Source organism: Micromonospora terminaliae (assembly GCF_009671205.1).
GTDB lineage: Bacteria > Actinomycetota > Actinomycetes > Mycobacteriales > Micromonosporaceae > Micromonospora > Micromonospora terminaliae.
This window is the reverse complement of record NZ_CP045309.1, coordinates 2,123,524-2,137,630: the sequence shown is the minus strand read 5'-3', so window position 1 is coordinate 2,137,630 and position 14,107 is coordinate 2,123,524. Positions and strand designations below refer to the sequence as shown.

12 protein-coding genes and 1 pseudogene are annotated in these 14,107 nt (G+C 67.8%); 11 read left to right on the top strand and 2 right to left on the bottom strand.

Annotation, left to right across the window (positions count from 1 at the left end):
• The first annotated feature begins 448 nt into the window (after window positions 1-448).
• The 3 genes from GCE86_RS09395 to GCE86_RS09385 all read left to right on the top strand — a co-directional run bounded on the left by GCE86_RS09395 (window position 449) and on the right by GCE86_RS09385 (window position 7,124).
• Window positions 449-4,714, top strand: a complete 4,266-nt coding sequence (locus tag GCE86_RS09395) for an FG-GAP-like repeat-containing protein (RefSeq protein ID WP_154226580.1) — start codon at window positions 449-451, stop codon at window positions 4,712-4,714.
• A gap of 428 nt (window positions 4,715-5,142) precedes the next feature.
• The gene (locus GCE86_RS09390) at window positions 5,143-6,951 is read left to right on the top strand and encodes an amylo-alpha-1,6-glucosidase (RefSeq protein WP_154226579.1); all 1,809 of its coding nucleotides are present in this window, start codon (window positions 5,143-5,145) and stop codon (window positions 6,949-6,951) included.
• A gap of 14 nt (window positions 6,952-6,965) precedes the next feature.
• Entirely contained in the window at window positions 6,966-7,124 is a 159-nt protein-coding gene (locus tag GCE86_RS09385) for a hypothetical protein (protein ID WP_154226578.1), read from the top strand.
• 127 nt (window positions 7,125-7,251) lie between these two features.
• On the opposite strand, the pseudogene GCE86_RS32490 reads toward GCE86_RS09385, so the two are convergent.
• Window positions 7,252-7,344, bottom strand: a pseudogene (locus GCE86_RS32490) (response regulator); the annotation flags it as partial.
• A gap of 161 nt (window positions 7,345-7,505) precedes the next feature.
• On the opposite strand from GCE86_RS32490, the gene GCE86_RS09375 reads away from it, so the two are divergent.
• From GCE86_RS09375 to GCE86_RS31820, 4 genes are all read left to right on the top strand, one after another.
• Entirely contained in the window at window positions 7,506-7,970 is a 465-nt protein-coding gene (locus GCE86_RS09375; protein ID WP_154226577.1) for a hypothetical protein, read from the top strand.
• Between the two features lie 335 nt (window positions 7,971-8,305).
• Complete coding sequence (locus GCE86_RS09370) at window positions 8,306-9,514, top strand: low temperature requirement protein A (protein ID WP_244317243.1); 1,209 nt, start codon at window positions 8,306-8,308, stop codon at window positions 9,512-9,514.
• Window positions 9,515-9,849: 335 nt separating this feature from the next.
• Window positions 9,850-10,062 (top strand): hypothetical protein, encoded by a 213-nt coding sequence (locus GCE86_RS31825; protein WP_204342166.1) that lies wholly within the window; start codon window positions 9,850-9,852, stop codon window positions 10,060-10,062.
• Between the two features lie 41 nt (window positions 10,063-10,103).
• Window positions 10,104-10,274, top strand: coding sequence for a hypothetical protein (locus tag GCE86_RS31820; protein WP_204342167.1), 171 nt, complete (start codon window positions 10,104-10,106; stop codon window positions 10,272-10,274).
• Window positions 10,275-10,368: 94 nt separating this feature from the next.
• Here the strand turns inward: GCE86_RS31820 and GCE86_RS31590 are convergent, their stop codons facing one another.
• The gene (locus GCE86_RS31590) at window positions 10,369-11,067 is read right to left on the bottom strand and encodes a hypothetical protein (RefSeq protein WP_167537036.1); all 699 of its coding nucleotides are present in this window, start codon (window positions 11,065-11,067) and stop codon (window positions 10,369-10,371) included.
• A gap of 165 nt (window positions 11,068-11,232) precedes the next feature.
• On the opposite strand from GCE86_RS31590, the gene GCE86_RS09350 reads away from it, so the two are divergent.
• From GCE86_RS09350 to GCE86_RS09335, 4 genes are read left to right on the top strand one after another with little or no spacing between them, the layout of a single operon-like run.
• A complete protein-coding gene (locus tag GCE86_RS09350; protein WP_239542671.1) occupies window positions 11,233-11,721 on the top strand; it encodes a MarR family winged helix-turn-helix transcriptional regulator in 489 nt (162 codons plus the stop codon).
• 11 nt (window positions 11,722-11,732) lie between these two features.
• Window positions 11,733-13,121 (top strand): MFS transporter, encoded by a 1,389-nt coding sequence (locus tag GCE86_RS09345; RefSeq protein ID WP_204342169.1) that lies wholly within the window; start codon window positions 11,733-11,735, stop codon window positions 13,119-13,121.
• Between the two features lie 33 nt (window positions 13,122-13,154).
• A complete protein-coding gene (locus tag GCE86_RS09340) occupies window positions 13,155-13,448 on the top strand; it encodes a DUF1330 domain-containing protein (protein ID WP_154226573.1) in 294 nt (97 codons plus the stop codon).
• 11 nt (window positions 13,449-13,459) lie between these two features.
• Complete coding sequence (locus GCE86_RS09335) at window positions 13,460-13,615, top strand: hypothetical protein (protein WP_154226572.1); 156 nt, start codon at window positions 13,460-13,462, stop codon at window positions 13,613-13,615.
• The last annotated feature ends 492 nt before the right edge of the window (window positions 13,616-14,107 follow it).

Below are 14,107 nucleotides of genomic sequence, written 5' to 3'. Positions count from 1 at the left end.
AGACTCGGCACAGTCATCGCCACCTCACTTGATCAAGGGCAATCGCCGGACATCCATGCTCAGAAGTCCGCAGGGACTGTCGCACGCAAGGTCAACTTCCCATCAACCCCCAAGATCACGGATGGATAACGATCAGGTTTCCTGGCCTGAGCAAAGGGACATCGATCATCAAGACCTAGGCATTTCGCCTCGATCAACCGGTTCCCCCGCCGCCGTGCCGACGCCTAGGGTCGGCCTCCGATAGACACAGCAACCCCAACGGGGAACGAAGGCGGTTAACTGAATGAGTACGACTCCGGGCCGCGCCACGCGCAGACGCGGCATCTCCGTGCTGGCCACAGCCGGCCTACTGCTAGGTGTGGCGGTGGCGCCACCGGCGGCCGCTGCGCCACCCATCCCGGCCCCACCGCAGCCCGCGGCCCCGACCAATCTGACAGTCGACCAGGCCGTGGCGCAGGCCCGCGAAACTGGAAAGCCGGTCGAGGCCACCGGTGCCGCCTCTGCGAGAGATACCGTGATCGGGAACCCGGACGGGACGGTCACGGTCACCCGCGCGGCTCTACCGCAGCGTAAGCGTGTTGGCAACACATGGAAGGCGCTCGATGCGACGCTGGTGCGCAACGACGACGGCACCTGGTCCTCGGCGGTCGGCTACGCCCAGGTGCGGTTGTCCGGAGGAGGTAGCGGCCCGCTGGCGACCATCGGCGACTCCGGAATGTCGATGGCGCTGACGGCGCCGATGCGGCTGCCCGAGCCGACGGTGTCCGGCCCCACGGCAACCTATGCGAACGTGCTGCCCGACGTGGACCTGCAGGTCACCGTAGATGCCCACGGCTCGTTCTCCGAGGTCTTCGTCGTCCACACCGCGGAGGCGGCGGCCAACCCGGCGCTCAGCACCCTGGCGATGGAGACCAAGACGACCGGCATCACGCTCGCCAGCGACAGCGCCGGTAACATCACCGGAACCGATCGGACCAGCCAGGTTGTCCTCACGGCCCCGGCACCGCTGATGTGGGACTCCACCACTGCCGCTCAGTCGTCGACCACCGAGACGACCATTGCCAGACGGCGCGGTGGCGCCCACGCCGCATCCACGAGTGCGGGTCCCGCACCTGCCGCGCGTACCGCGCGGATTCGCACCACCGTCGACCGAGGCAAGATCCGGCTGACACCCGACAAGGCGCTGCTGGCCGGGCCCAAGACCGTCTATCCGGTGTTCATCGATCCCACGTTCACCTGGTCCTCCTCGGGCTCGGACAACGATGGGTGGGCGACCGTGGCGAAGCAGTACGCGTCGACGAACTACTGGAACGACACGCCCGACCCGTACGGCCGCATGCAGGTCGGCAACGGAGGGTCGATCCTGTCCCGCACGTTCATCAACTTCCCGATCTCCACCTCAGTGCTGGCCGGGGCCGATATCAACACTGCCACGCTGAAGATCACCGAGACGTACGCGTGGTCGTGCGACGCGAGGCGGGTCAACGTATATGCCCCCACCGGGACATTGAAGTCATCGAACGCCACCTGGAGCTACTGGAGCGGGCAGAGTCTCGGCTCCGTGGTCGCCTACCAGACTGTGGCCCACGGGTACAACTCCTCTTGCCCCGCTGATGGTGTCGCCTTCGACGTGAAGAGCACCATCCAGGCCAACGTGTCGGCCGGTAAGAAGGTCCAGACCTTTGCGCTGCTCGCCGCCGACGAAGGCGACACCTTCGGCTGGAAGGAATTCCTGGAGACCAGCCCCACCTTGTCGATCACCTACAACCACAAGCCGAACAAGCCGTCCGGCCTGACCACCTCCCCCGCCACCTCCTGCACTTCTCTCGTCACCATCGGCGACGGCAACGTGACCTTGTACGCGCCCGTCTCGGACCCCGACGGCGGGGTACTCGGCGTCCGCTTCGAGCTGTGGAAAACCAGCACGCCGGGGACCATCCTGGCCTCCTCCGACCCTAACCTTCTCACCTACCATTCCGGCTCCACCGCCGTGCGGAAAGTCGGTGTGGACACGCTGCGAGCTGCGGCGGCCGGGACGATCACCCAGTTCTCCTGGCGCGTCCAAGCCACGGACTTCAACAAGCCCAGCGACTGGTCGGTCACCTGCAGTTTCAAGTTCGACCCGACTCGCACCGGCGCGCCCGATCTGCCCACCCCCGCCGAGGGCAGCACCCAGATCGGCAAGTCCTTCCCCATCACCATCTCCCCGCCGACCACCGGGACGACACCCAGCAGCTACCTGTACCAGCTCAACGCAGGCCCGCCCAGCACCCTGCCCGCGACCAACGGCAGCCTCACGATCAACATCACCCCAACCCGTTTCACCAACTCCCTGACCGTCACGAGCCTGTCCCCCGGCGGCAACATCGGTGACAACGCCGTCGTCACGTTCAACTCCGTGCCGGCCGACCTTGCCGCCGACGGTGACTTCACCGGCGACGCCAACGCCGACCTGGTCACCGCCGGCGCAAAGGACGGGCTCCCGCCCGGCCTGTGGCTCGGCGCTGGCAGCGGAGTGGCCGGGGTCAACCGCGTCGCGACCAACCTCGGCGCCAAGGGCAACGGTGTCTTCCTGACCGGACGCCCGACCGACTTCAACGGCGCCCAAATTCTCACTGGACGGTTCGCCGGCGAGGGTCTGCAAGACGTCCTCGCCTACTACCCCACGGGAACCCACACAGGGGAAGCGGTCATCCTGCGAGGCAACGGGGACGGCTCGACCATCCAGGCCGGCGACGGGACATACGCCGGCATCAACTCCGGCACGTTCGTCGACAACCAAGGCCTCAACCCGCTGCAGCTCGCCAACGCCGGACACAGTAACGGCCTCGCCTACCCCGACCTGATCGGCATCGCCGGCGACAGCACCGGCTACTACCTCAACTACTACCCCAACTTCAACGGCATCGGCGGCTACGGGCAGGTCGACACCCTCGCCGCCCAAGCCACCCCCTCCGGCGGGTACGACTGGAACACCTGGACCATCACCACCGCCCAAACCACCACCGGCACCGCCCTGTTCCTCTGGCAGGCCAGCAGCGGCACCTTGTACCTGTGGAACAACCTCACCTACGACAACGACGGCTCCTACACCCTCCACTACAGCCAGCACCTGCTGAGTACCAGCTGGAACACCGGCAAGTCCCTGACCTTCCAGGGCGGCGACATCGACGGCAACGGCACCGGCGACATCTGGACCCTCGACGCGAGCACCAAGGTGACGCCGTGGCTCGTCACCGGCCTCACCACCGGCGCCGGGGTTATCACCGCCTCGACCGACCGAGCGCTGATCGCCGCGGATCACGCCTGGGCGTTCAACAACGCCGAGGGAGGACCAGTCACCGGCGACGGCGTCGCCACGGACGATGTCAACACCCTGTCCGCGACCGGCGCAGGCAACACTTCGTGGAACAGCGGCGACGTGTTCAGCCCCGACATCAGCCTCGACGGCACCAACAGCACGCTCACCACGGCCGGCCCGGCCGTCACCACCAACGCCGACTTCACCATCAACGTCTGGGTCAAACCCGCTGCCACCGGCGGCACCGTCATCTCGCAGGACGGCGCCACCACCGCCGGATTCAGGCTCTGGGCTGAGGCCACCGACTCCAGCTGGCGATTCGGCATGCCCCGCACCGACGCCACCAACGCCACCTGGGACACCGCCGCTGCCGCGGCCAACAGCGTCCAGATCGGCGTCTGGACCCGCCTCACCATCTCCTACCAGAGCTCATCTGGACGACTCGGCCTGTACGTCAACGACGTCAACGTCGCCACCGCCGTCCACGGCACCGGGTGGGACGCCACCGGCCCACTCCGCATCGGCGCGCACAAAACTGGGACCAGCAGCTACACCGGATACCTCAACGGCCAGATCAGCGAAACCCTAGCCTGGAAGAGCAACGTCAGCCCGGCCCAGCCCGTCCCCGCCGGCCCCAAACGCGACTTCAACAGCGACGGCTACCCCGACGTGATGACCCGCTACAGTCCGAACAAGAACATTTTCCTCTACAAGGGCAACGGCGCTCTGTTCAACCCGGGCTACACCACCATCGGCTCAGCCTGGTCAGGATTTGACATCATCTTCTCCCCCGGCGACTTCGACGGCGACGGCACGACGGACGTCATCGCGCGCTACACCCCCACCAAGGAGCTTTACCTCTACAGAGGCACTGGTAGAGGCAACTTCCAATCCGGATACACCGTCATCACCTCAAGCATGGCCGCCTTTGACACGATCTTTTCCCCGGGAGACTTCGACGGCGACGGAGACGCCGACATCATCGCCCGCATCAGCACCACCAAGGAGCTCTACCTCTACCAAGGCACGGGCGACGGGCGTGTCCAGAGCGGCTACACCGTCATCAGTTCCAGTTTCGCCGCCTTCGACAAGATTTTTTCGCCCGGTGACTTCGATGGGGATGGCCACCCAGACATCATCGGCCGCATCAACACCACGAAGGATCTTTACCTTTACCGAGGCAGCGGTAGCGGACGCATCCTGTCTGGCTACACGATCATTGGCTTCAACTGGAGTAACTTCAACCAAATCCTGTCGGTCGGTGACTTCAACATGGACGGCAACAACGATGTCATCGGCCGCTACAGTCCCACGAGCGATATCTACCTCTACCAAGGCAATGGCACTGGACGGTTCAAACCCGGCTACACCATCATCGGGTCCAACTGGTCAGCGTTCGACCTCATCTTCTAAGTGAAAGACTGAGGGGCGGGTCGCTGAACATCAACGACCCGCCCTTCGGCCCAATCCGCAGCGCTCTGCCCCTCGTGCCCTTGGCAAACGCGCGCCGCGCAGCCTATGAGGGCTGCAGGGCCTCGCAGGCCATAGCTGCTCCTAGCGGATCTCCTCGTCATCGTCGGCCTCAACGGCCTACGACTGCTCGCCTCCTCCGCCTGGCGACGCGCCCAGGTCGAAGGAACGCCGTGAGCCGCCCCGGCCGGGACGGAGGAGCGCCAGCCGGCTGCACCGTGACCGTGGGAGTCTGTATACCCGCCGCCGTCGCTGTCGGCTGCCGAACGGTCACCCTGCTTGGAGTGCGGCGTTTGTCGACTTCTGAGCAGTTGCGGAATCACCCGGAGCGGGTGGTGACCGGCCACGACGGGTGTTCCTACGGTTAATGCATGGCCGACCAGCGTCCGACGCCTGCCCATCCGATGCCTCACCTGGCCGGGGCGAAGCGGAACGGCGTGCGGCAGCGGGATCTTCCGCCCGAACTCGACCCGGGTTCGATCGCTGTGCTCAGCGGTGCCACCTTCATGTACTCCGACCCCACTGGTGACATCCCGGCGGGGTCGATCGGTGGCCTCGTTCATCTCGACACCCGGCTGCTGAACCGGTGGATGCTCACCGTGAACGGAGCGCCGCTGCTGGTTCTCCGCTCCGGGACGGTCGACCACTATTCGGCGGAGTTCTACCTGGCCAATCCTGAACTGCCGGACCTGCCGGCGGACGCCCTTACCGTCCGCCGACGCCGCTACCTCGGAGAGGGCCTGCATGAACGGATCGAACTGCATTATTCAGCGACCAAACCCGTCCGTGTCGAGCTGCGGCTGGGTGTTGGCAGTGACTTCGCCGACCTCTTGGAGATCAAGTCCGGTGTGCGGGAACGCGCCGAGGCCATCGCCCGACGGCACCGAGCGGACAGCGGCCGACTGCTGTTCCGCTACGAGAACGGCGACTTCGTCGCCCAGACCGAGGTGCATTCGTCGCCGGTACCGGACCGGGTGGACGGTGATGACTTCGTCTGGGTGCTCGACCTCCCGCCTGGTGGTGACTGGGGGGTCGATCTGAAGGTCTCCCTCCCGCCGGGCATGGGGGTAGTGGAGCCGGTGCGCGGGGACTTCGAGGACGTCTTCCGGCACAGCGCCGTCGATCCTGCCGCCCGATGGCTGATCACGGCCTACCAGACGCTCATCGGCGGCCCGCGCCTGGCCAAGGGGGCCCTGGTGGCGCTCGCCGGGTTGCAGGGCCGCAAGCTCGATGACTTCACCGACGAGGAGCCGGGCAAGATTCTGCACGAGGTGCGCAACGGCGAGTTGACCCGGACCGGGCAGAGGCCCTACAGCCCGTACTACGGCACCGCGGACGCGACCCAGCTCTGGCTCATCCTGCTCTCCGAGTACTGGCGGTTCACCCGCGACGACGAACTGGTCCGGTCGCTGCGCCCCAACGCCCTGGCCGCGCTCGAGTGGATCGATCGGTACGGCGACCGCGACGGCGACGGCTACGTCGAGTACCTGACCCGGTCCCCGGAGGGGCTGGGCAACCAGTGCTGGCGTGACTCGTGGGACGGGATCCGGTTCTCCGACGGCCGGTTGCCGGTCCTGCCGATCGCCACATGTGAGATCCAGGGCTACACGTACGACGCGAAACTGCGCCTGGCTGAGCTGGCCGAGGGTCCATTCGACGATCCTGACCTGGCACGGCGCCTGCGCGCGGACGCCGAGCGGCTCCGGGTCGCGTTCAACCGGGATTTCTGGGTCGAGGAGCGGGGTGGTTACTACGCCGTCGGGATCGACGGCGACAAAAACCGGATCGACTCCATCACCTCCAACCTGGGGCACCTGCTGTGGAGTGGGATCGTGCCGCAGGAGCGCGCCGGGCAGGTGGTGCGGCAGTTGATGTCCGCTCGATGTTCTCCGGTTGGGGGATCCGCACCCTGTCGATGGACGAGACGGCGTACAACCCGATCGGATACCACCTCGGCACGGTGTGGCCGCACGACAACTCCATCGCGGCGCTCGGAATGGCCCGCTACGGCTACCGGGAGGAGGCGAACCGGGTCTGTCTGGCGCTGTTGGAGGCGGCGAAGGCATTCAGTTTCCGACTGCCGGAGGCGATCGCCGGCTATCAACAAGGGCGCTCGACCTGGCCGGTCCAGTACCCCACCGCGTGCAGCCCGCAGGCCTGGGCGGCAGGCGCGCCGCTGAACTTCCTCCGCAGCATGCTCGGCCTCGATGCGATAGGCGGCAAGCTGGTGGTCGACCCGCAGGTCCCCAAGGAGATCGGACGGATCATGATCAGCGGCGTGCGGGCGTTCGGTCGGCACTGGGACATCGAGGCGGTGGGCTCCACCGGATACGTCCGGCTGGCTGAGCCCTGACCGGCGCGCGCCGCCGGCGTTTGTCCCGGCCGTGGGGCGGCAACGGCCGCGAGATGACGAGGCCCTGTGACCTGTCGACCTGGCAGGGGAAGTTGGCACCTGTCGTCATTCGGCTCCGGTTCACCGACTATCCCCGAGGGGGAAGCTTGACCACGCTGCCGAAGAACGCGTCGATCTGGCGGACCACCGAGATAAAGCGCTCGAAGTCCACCGGCTTGCTGCGGCTGCGGGCTTGGCCTGGTCCAAACCGACGGTGTTGGTTCACTGCGGGTCGCCGTCCGCGACGACGAGGTCCTTCCATTACCGGCGTCGCTGCACCTGGTTTCAGCCGACGAATGCGCTGCTGGTCGCAGCAGCGGCAACTGCACGGCCGAGTTCGTGGTGACGGCCGCCGACGGTGCCGGCCGGGCAACGACGGTGACCCGGCTCGTCGAGCACCTTCGCGGCCGCGGTTGGCCGGTCGAGCCCACGCTGGTCGCTGCCGGCATCTGGCTGATGCCTCCTTCCCCGTTCGTGCCGGTCGGTTGGCTGCTCACCACGGTCGTCGTGGCCTGGTCCCAACGGGGCGACGCTCTGTTGGCCGACGAAACCGGTCTGCTGCTCCGACACCGCAGCCGGGTCACCCGCCGCTACCGCTGGGGAGAGATCCGCGAAGCTGAACTGACTCGACCCGGGTTCGGCCAGGTCGCCCTGGCCGTCTACCCCAACGGCGGGCCGTGGGACGTTCCCGGCCCTAACAGCGCCGTCCTGGTGGGCCGCATCTGGCGGCTACGCATGCCCGATCCGGAAATCCAAGATCGGGTCAACGCGCTCCTGCGCTCCCGAGGAGTTCGCACCACCGACTGATCAAGAACGCAGGGGGTGCATCCTTGCCTCCGACATCGAGAGGGCGGCCGAGCGACACACAGTTTAGGAAGCCAGTTGCGCTGCCGGCCTGCTAAATGCTTGGCCTGACCGCGCAGCCTGGCAAACGCCTCCTACCACCGCGCGGTCAGAGCCGAAACTCTTTGTCCGTACCTCGTTGCACACCACGCGCCGGGTGATACGACTGGCCGAGAGGCACGAACCACAGAACCGCAGCTCCTAGTCCGGAGCGGGCTGGTCCTATGCCCGGACCGTTGGCTCACCGTCCTGTGGCGGGGCTGCGCATACTGGACCGGTCGGCAGGACGGGGCGCATCCGTGAGGACACGTGAGCTACAGGACCTCCTGCCCAAAGGTGGCGAGGCGCACCGAGCGACGTTCCTGGAGCTTTTCTTCGACCTGGTCCTCGTCTTCGCGCTCAACCGGGCCACCACTCAGGCGGTCGGGGATTTCACCGATCCCGGCAGATTGGGTGTGATCCTCAGCGACGCCGGCAAGACCCTCATCCTACTGCTCGCCCTGTGGGCCATCTGGCACGTCACGGCCTGGACCACCAGCCGGTACGACCCCCGTCACGAAGCGATTCAGCTTGTGGTCATCATGCGGCTGCTGGCCACCATGGTGATGGGGGCGGCGATACCGGGGGCGTTCAGCGACCGGGGCCTCACCTTCGCCGCCGCCTATGTGATCGCCCAGGTGTCCCACCCGCTGATCCTAGCGATCATGCTTCGCGGCTCGGAGCGCCAGGGACTCAAGCTGCGGATGCTGATCACGTTCAGTGTCACCGGCATCTTCTGGATCGCCGGCGCGCTGTTGCCAGCAGGGTGGGACCGAGGAGTGCTCTGGGCACTTGCCCTGGCCATCGAGTTCGGGGCCGCGCGATACGGCTGGCCGGTACCAGGCCTGGGCCGCTCTCCCACCTGGAAATGGGACCTCTCGGGTGAGCATCTGGCCGACCGCTACCAGTCGTTCTTCCTTATCGCCCTCGGCGAGTCGGTGCTAACGACCGGCATCGCCTACAGCGACAGCAGCCACAGCGCCGGCCACACGACCGCGTTCGCAGCGGCACTGGCCACCACGGTGCTGATCTGGCGAATCTACTTCTACCGGGCCGGCCAGATCCTGCCGGAGGCCGTGCGCAAGAGCAAGCAGCCGGCCAGGTTCGGCCGATCGACCGCCGACTCACACATGATCATGCTCGCCGGCATCGTGGCGACCTCCATCGGCTCCGAACTCACCATCGACCACCCCTACGGGGAGGTGCCGCCGCCCTGGCTCGCGCTAGTGCTCGGCGGACCAGCGCTGTTCATGGTCGGTCGCTCCCGCTTGGAATACGAGGTGTTCTGCCGAGTATCGCCCTCCCGAATCGCCGTGCTCGTCGCACTGGTCGCTCTCTTCCCGCTGTTGATGCTGGCGAGACCGCTCGCGGGACTCGTCGCCACCGCACTGGTGCTCGCAGCGGCTGCGGTCGCCGACTGGCGGCGCGCACGACGGGCGCCACCCGAGCCAGCCAAGCCAGGCAAATAGCAGCCCGGATTTCGACGTGATCGGACGACCGAACGCCTCGCTTACAAGAGGGAGATGCCCCTGGCGGGGCACCCGCGGGTTTGTGAAACTCGATGCGTCGCCCGCCGACGTCGACAGAGCTTGGCACGACGAGTCCGTTTACAAGAGTGACGCTGGAACCCGCCCCGGTAGGTACCCCCGGCTGCCGCTATGAGCGCGTGTCTGAGTTTCTTGATCTTTCGCGGGTTCCGCGGGCGACGCCTTGTCGGCTCGGCTCCACTTGGAGGCGTCGTGGAGATCGTGTATCCGCGGGTCGCGGCGATCGACGTGCACAAGAAGCAGATCAGGAGATCTGGTTGCAGCAGCTACCCACCGGTGCCAGGGAGCGCGCACGTCAGCTGCTCGGCGCGTTCAGCCAGCTCGGGTGCGGTGACCCTGAGGGATGGGCCCGGTCCGAAATCGGGGAGGACATCCCGCAACTGGCCCGCTACCGATTCCTGCGCACACTCTGGCCGCAAGTGATCGACAGCTGGCACGACGCGAAGCGGGAGCCAGCCAAGGCGATCTAGCGCAGCTGGCCCGAGCCGTCGCCTACGAAACGGTGTTCGCCATGCTGTACCACCTCGCCGCCGACGAAGAGGCCACCGGCCAATTCCCGTCCTGGGCGCTGGCCGAGATCGCCCCAACCGGCGAGCCCACGGGAAGACACCTCGACGGCCTCCACGAGGACCTTCTCACTCTCGACCCCTCCGGTCGCGACGGCCAAGACCTCTGGATCTGACAGCGACCCCGCAGGATCATCCTCATTCCTCTAGGTCACCCGTCATGAAGTGCGGACGGATTCGTTAAGCATGTGGTGGGAATAGCACACCCAGCTACTCGCCGTCTGACGCCTCGGCCGCCTCGATCTCTCGCCGCGGCTCACCAGAGGCAGGCTTGCCGCGCTTCTTCGGCTTAAACAGAGAGGTGACCCCCTCGCCGACGGTCCCGGCCACTCCGGCGATCGCCCCACCGACGCCCTTCACGGCGGTCAGCGCTTGGGGCTCGTCAGGAACTCCATCGCCATCGAGGTCGACGCTTCGGAAGGGCCGAGTCACGGTGCCGGCTACGTTCGCCACCCAGGTGCCCGTAGCTTTGGCCGCGTCCTCGAGCGCCACAAGCGCCCGGTTCGGCTCATCCTCTTCTTCTTCCGCCGTGACGTTGATCGGCACTGTGAGGTGATCGGGGCACTCCGGTGGCGCCTCGGCAAAGGCGGTCCTCGCCGCCTCGACGACCTCCCGGCCGAAAACGACGAGGTCGTCGCCCTGCTGGCGGCCCGGGCACCGCGACTGGACCGCCCTGGCCAAGGTCGCCAGACCGGCGGGGAGGCCGTGCTGATCGACGGCACCCTCATCCCCACCCGCCGCCGCACCGGCAAGGACAACCGCAAGAACTATTCGGGGAAGCACAAGCGCCACGGCCTGCACTTCCTCGCGCTCACCGACGAACGCTGACGCCTGATCTGGATCTCCGCCGCGAGGCCCGGGCGCACCCACGACATCACCGCCGCCCGCCACGACCACATCGTCGTGCACGTGAAAGCGCCGGCCTCGGCGCCCTGGCCGACCTGCGCTTCCTCGGCCTCGACAAGGACTGCAACGACCAAGTCGTCGTCACCGGCTACAAGGCAGCGGTCGAGGCCGCCCCCGCCAGTCGACCACTTCCATAAAGTATGAATATAAAAGCGCTATGCTTCGAGCATGAGCCGTCAAGACGCCGCTCCTGGCGCGTCCGCCGCCATCGGGGCAGCCCTCTACGGCCTGGCGACCAGGGCCGCGAGACGCCTGCCCCGGGACATGAGCCTGACGTCCGCCGCCACCCTGGCTACCCTGGACCGGACCGGCCCGCGGCGCATCACCGATCTGGCCGCGGTCGAGGGCGTCACCCAGCCCGCGATGACCGTCCTGGTCCGGGTGATGGAGGCGTCCGGCCTGGTCGAGCGGCGGGGCGACGCGTCCGACAAGCGGGTCACGCTGGTGTGCCTGACCGAGGCCGGCGCCTCCTATGTCCGGACGCGGCGCCAGGCGGGCGTCCACGCGTTCGAGCGGTTGATCGGCGAGCTCACCGGCGACGAGGTCGAGGCGCTGGTGGCGGCCCTTCCGGCGCTGAAGCATCTGGCACAGCTCGAAAGCCAGGACCGCGAAGGGCCGAAGCAGCGACCGGGCAGCCGGTCGACGGGGGCGCGGTGAAGGCGTTCCCGGTGGCGCGGTCCGAGGCGCGGCTGCTGGTCCCCACCCTGATGTTCATCGCTCTGGTCGTGGCGGCGGTCGCCAGCCTCGGGACGCCGCTCATCACCAGCGTGGCGACCTCGTTCCACGTCTCGCTCGGCAGCGCGCAGTGGACGCTGACCGTCGCACTGCTCAGCGGCGCCGTCGCCACGCCGGTCCTGGGCCGGCTCGGAGCCGGCCCGCACCGGCGGGCCACGATCCTCGCCACGCTGGCGGTGGTCGTCGCCGGCAGCGCGCTCACCGTGCTGCCGCTGCCGTTCGCGTGGCTGCTGGCCGGCAGGGCGGCCCAGGGCATCGGGCTCGGGCTGGCGGCGCTGATGATGGGCGTGGCCCGGGACCACCTCCCCGAGGAGCGCAGCGCGGCCGTGATCGCCCTGATCTCGGTGGTCTCGATCATCGGGGCCGGCGTCGGCTACCCACTGGCCGCACTGCTCGCCGAGCTCGGCGGGGTACGGGCCGCCTACGGCCTCGGCCTGGTCGTCACCGCCGCCGCCCTCCTGACCGCGTGGCGCTCCATGCCCGAAGCCCCCGAAGGCCGCTCCGCCCACGTGGACCTGGCAGGCGCGGTCGTCCTGGCCGTCGCGCTGCTCCTGGTGCTGTTCCTCGCCGGCGAACGGAATCTATGGAGCCGGCACCTCGCCGTGGCGGCGGGCCTCGCCGTCGTCGCGGTGGTGCTGCTCTGCGTCTGGGCCGTCATCGAGCTGCGCAGCACGACGCCCCTGGTCGATGTGCGGGCGGTGCGGCACCCGGCGGTCGCCGGGGCGAACCTCGCCATGCTCGTCGGCGGGATCGGCATGTACCTCCTGCTCACGCTCATCACCCGGTACGCGCAGACGCCGCACGGCGCCGGCTACGGCTTCGGGCTGACGACCTTCGTCGCCGGGCTGGTCCTCATCCCGTTCTCGGTGCTGGGGTTCGTCGCCGGCAAGCTCACGCCGCGGGTCCGGACGCTGATCGCCGACCCCGTGCTCCTGGCCGGCAGCGCCGTCGTGGTCGGCGGCGGGTTCGCCCTGTTCGCGGCGGCCCGGTCGGACCTGGTCGAACTGTTCGCGGCGATGGGCGTGCTCGGCTTCGGCGTCGGCGGCTTCTCGGCCGCGATGCCCGGCGTCATCCTGGCCGTCACCGCCAAGAGCGAGACGTCGAGCGCCATGAGCTTCAACTACGTCGTCCGCAGTGTCGGGTACTCCCTGGGCAGCGCCATCGGCGGCCTGATCCTCGCTGCGGGCACCGGCCCCGGCCACCTCTTCCCCGACGACAGCGCCTACACCAACGCAGCGCTGGTCGGCATCGGCGCCATGGCGATCACGACGCTGACAAGCCTCGCGCTCGCCCACCGACGCTCGTCCGAGACCAACCCGTAAGTCAGATGCACTCATCCCAACACTGGAGGTTCCATGCCCAAGGGCTACTGGGTCAGCGTCTACCGCACCATTTCAGACCCGGAGAAGCTGGCTGCCTACAACAAGCTGGCCGGTCTGGCCGTCAAGGCCGGGGGCGGTCGGACCCTCGTCCGTGGCGGTCGGGTCGTGGCGCATGACGCCGGAATCGCCGAGCGCACCGTCCTGGTCGAGTTCGACAGCTTCGAGCAGGCCGTCGCGGCGCACGAGAGTGCGTCCTACCAGGAGGCGCTGGTCGCCCTCTCCGACGGCGTCGAGCGCGACTTCCGTATCGTCGAAGGCATCGACTGACCGAAGTCCAGGTGTCCTCGTTCGCCGAGCACCAAGACGGCATCACCTGCCCCGGCACGCTGGTGTGGGTCCACGACCACGGCGTCTACCTGATGCCCAGCGGCCTGCCGCACCTCGAGGATCCGAACCGGCCCGGCAGCAGCCTGGCCGTCTACGCCCACGGTTGAACCCCGACACGGACGGCCACCGCGGCGACCCGGATCTCGGCGGCGACGACTTCGCCGAGCACCTGCACCTCACCGACCAGCCCACCCCGCTGATCACCCGCCCGAGCACCGCAGCAGCTGCCGGCTACCCGTGGCTAGGACTGACCGTGCGCTACGACACCCACGAGGTCGGATCAGCCGGATCCGCCGCCAGTCCTGACACCAGCCGACGGTCCCGCCGCCCGCCAGGGCGGCGGGACCGTCTCCGTTCTCGAGGAGCAATCTGCGATGACCACACCCGAGCCGACGACGTCACCACCGACCCTGGAATCCGTCCTGCTCGACGCCTGGAACATGTTCCACCCGGACCACCCCGCACCACTGGGGTGGCTCACCCACACCACCGCCCAGATCCACGCTCACCTGCACCACCAACACACCCCGCCGCAGGCCCAGCCGCCCGCCGCCGGCACGTACGCACTGGCCCACTTTCCGCCTCGAGGTGTGGCGATC

Coding starts and splice junctions, on each gene's coding strand:
- GCE86_RS09390 (WP_154226579.1), top strand. CDS start 5,143: ATGGCCGACCAGCGTCCGACGCCTGCCCATCCGATGCCTCACCTGGCC.
- GCE86_RS09385 (WP_154226578.1), top strand. CDS start 6,966: ATGCTCGGCCTCGATGCGATAGGCGGCAAGCTGGTGGTCGACCCGCAG.
- GCE86_RS31820 (WP_204342167.1), top strand. CDS start 10,104: ATGCTGTACCACCTCGCCGCCGACGAAGAGGCCACCGGCCAATTCCCG.
- GCE86_RS09350 (WP_239542671.1), top strand. CDS start 11,233: ATGAGCCGTCAAGACGCCGCTCCTGGCGCGTCCGCCGCCATCGGGGCA.
- GCE86_RS09340 (WP_154226573.1), top strand. CDS start 13,155: ATGCCCAAGGGCTACTGGGTCAGCGTCTACCGCACCATTTCAGACCCG.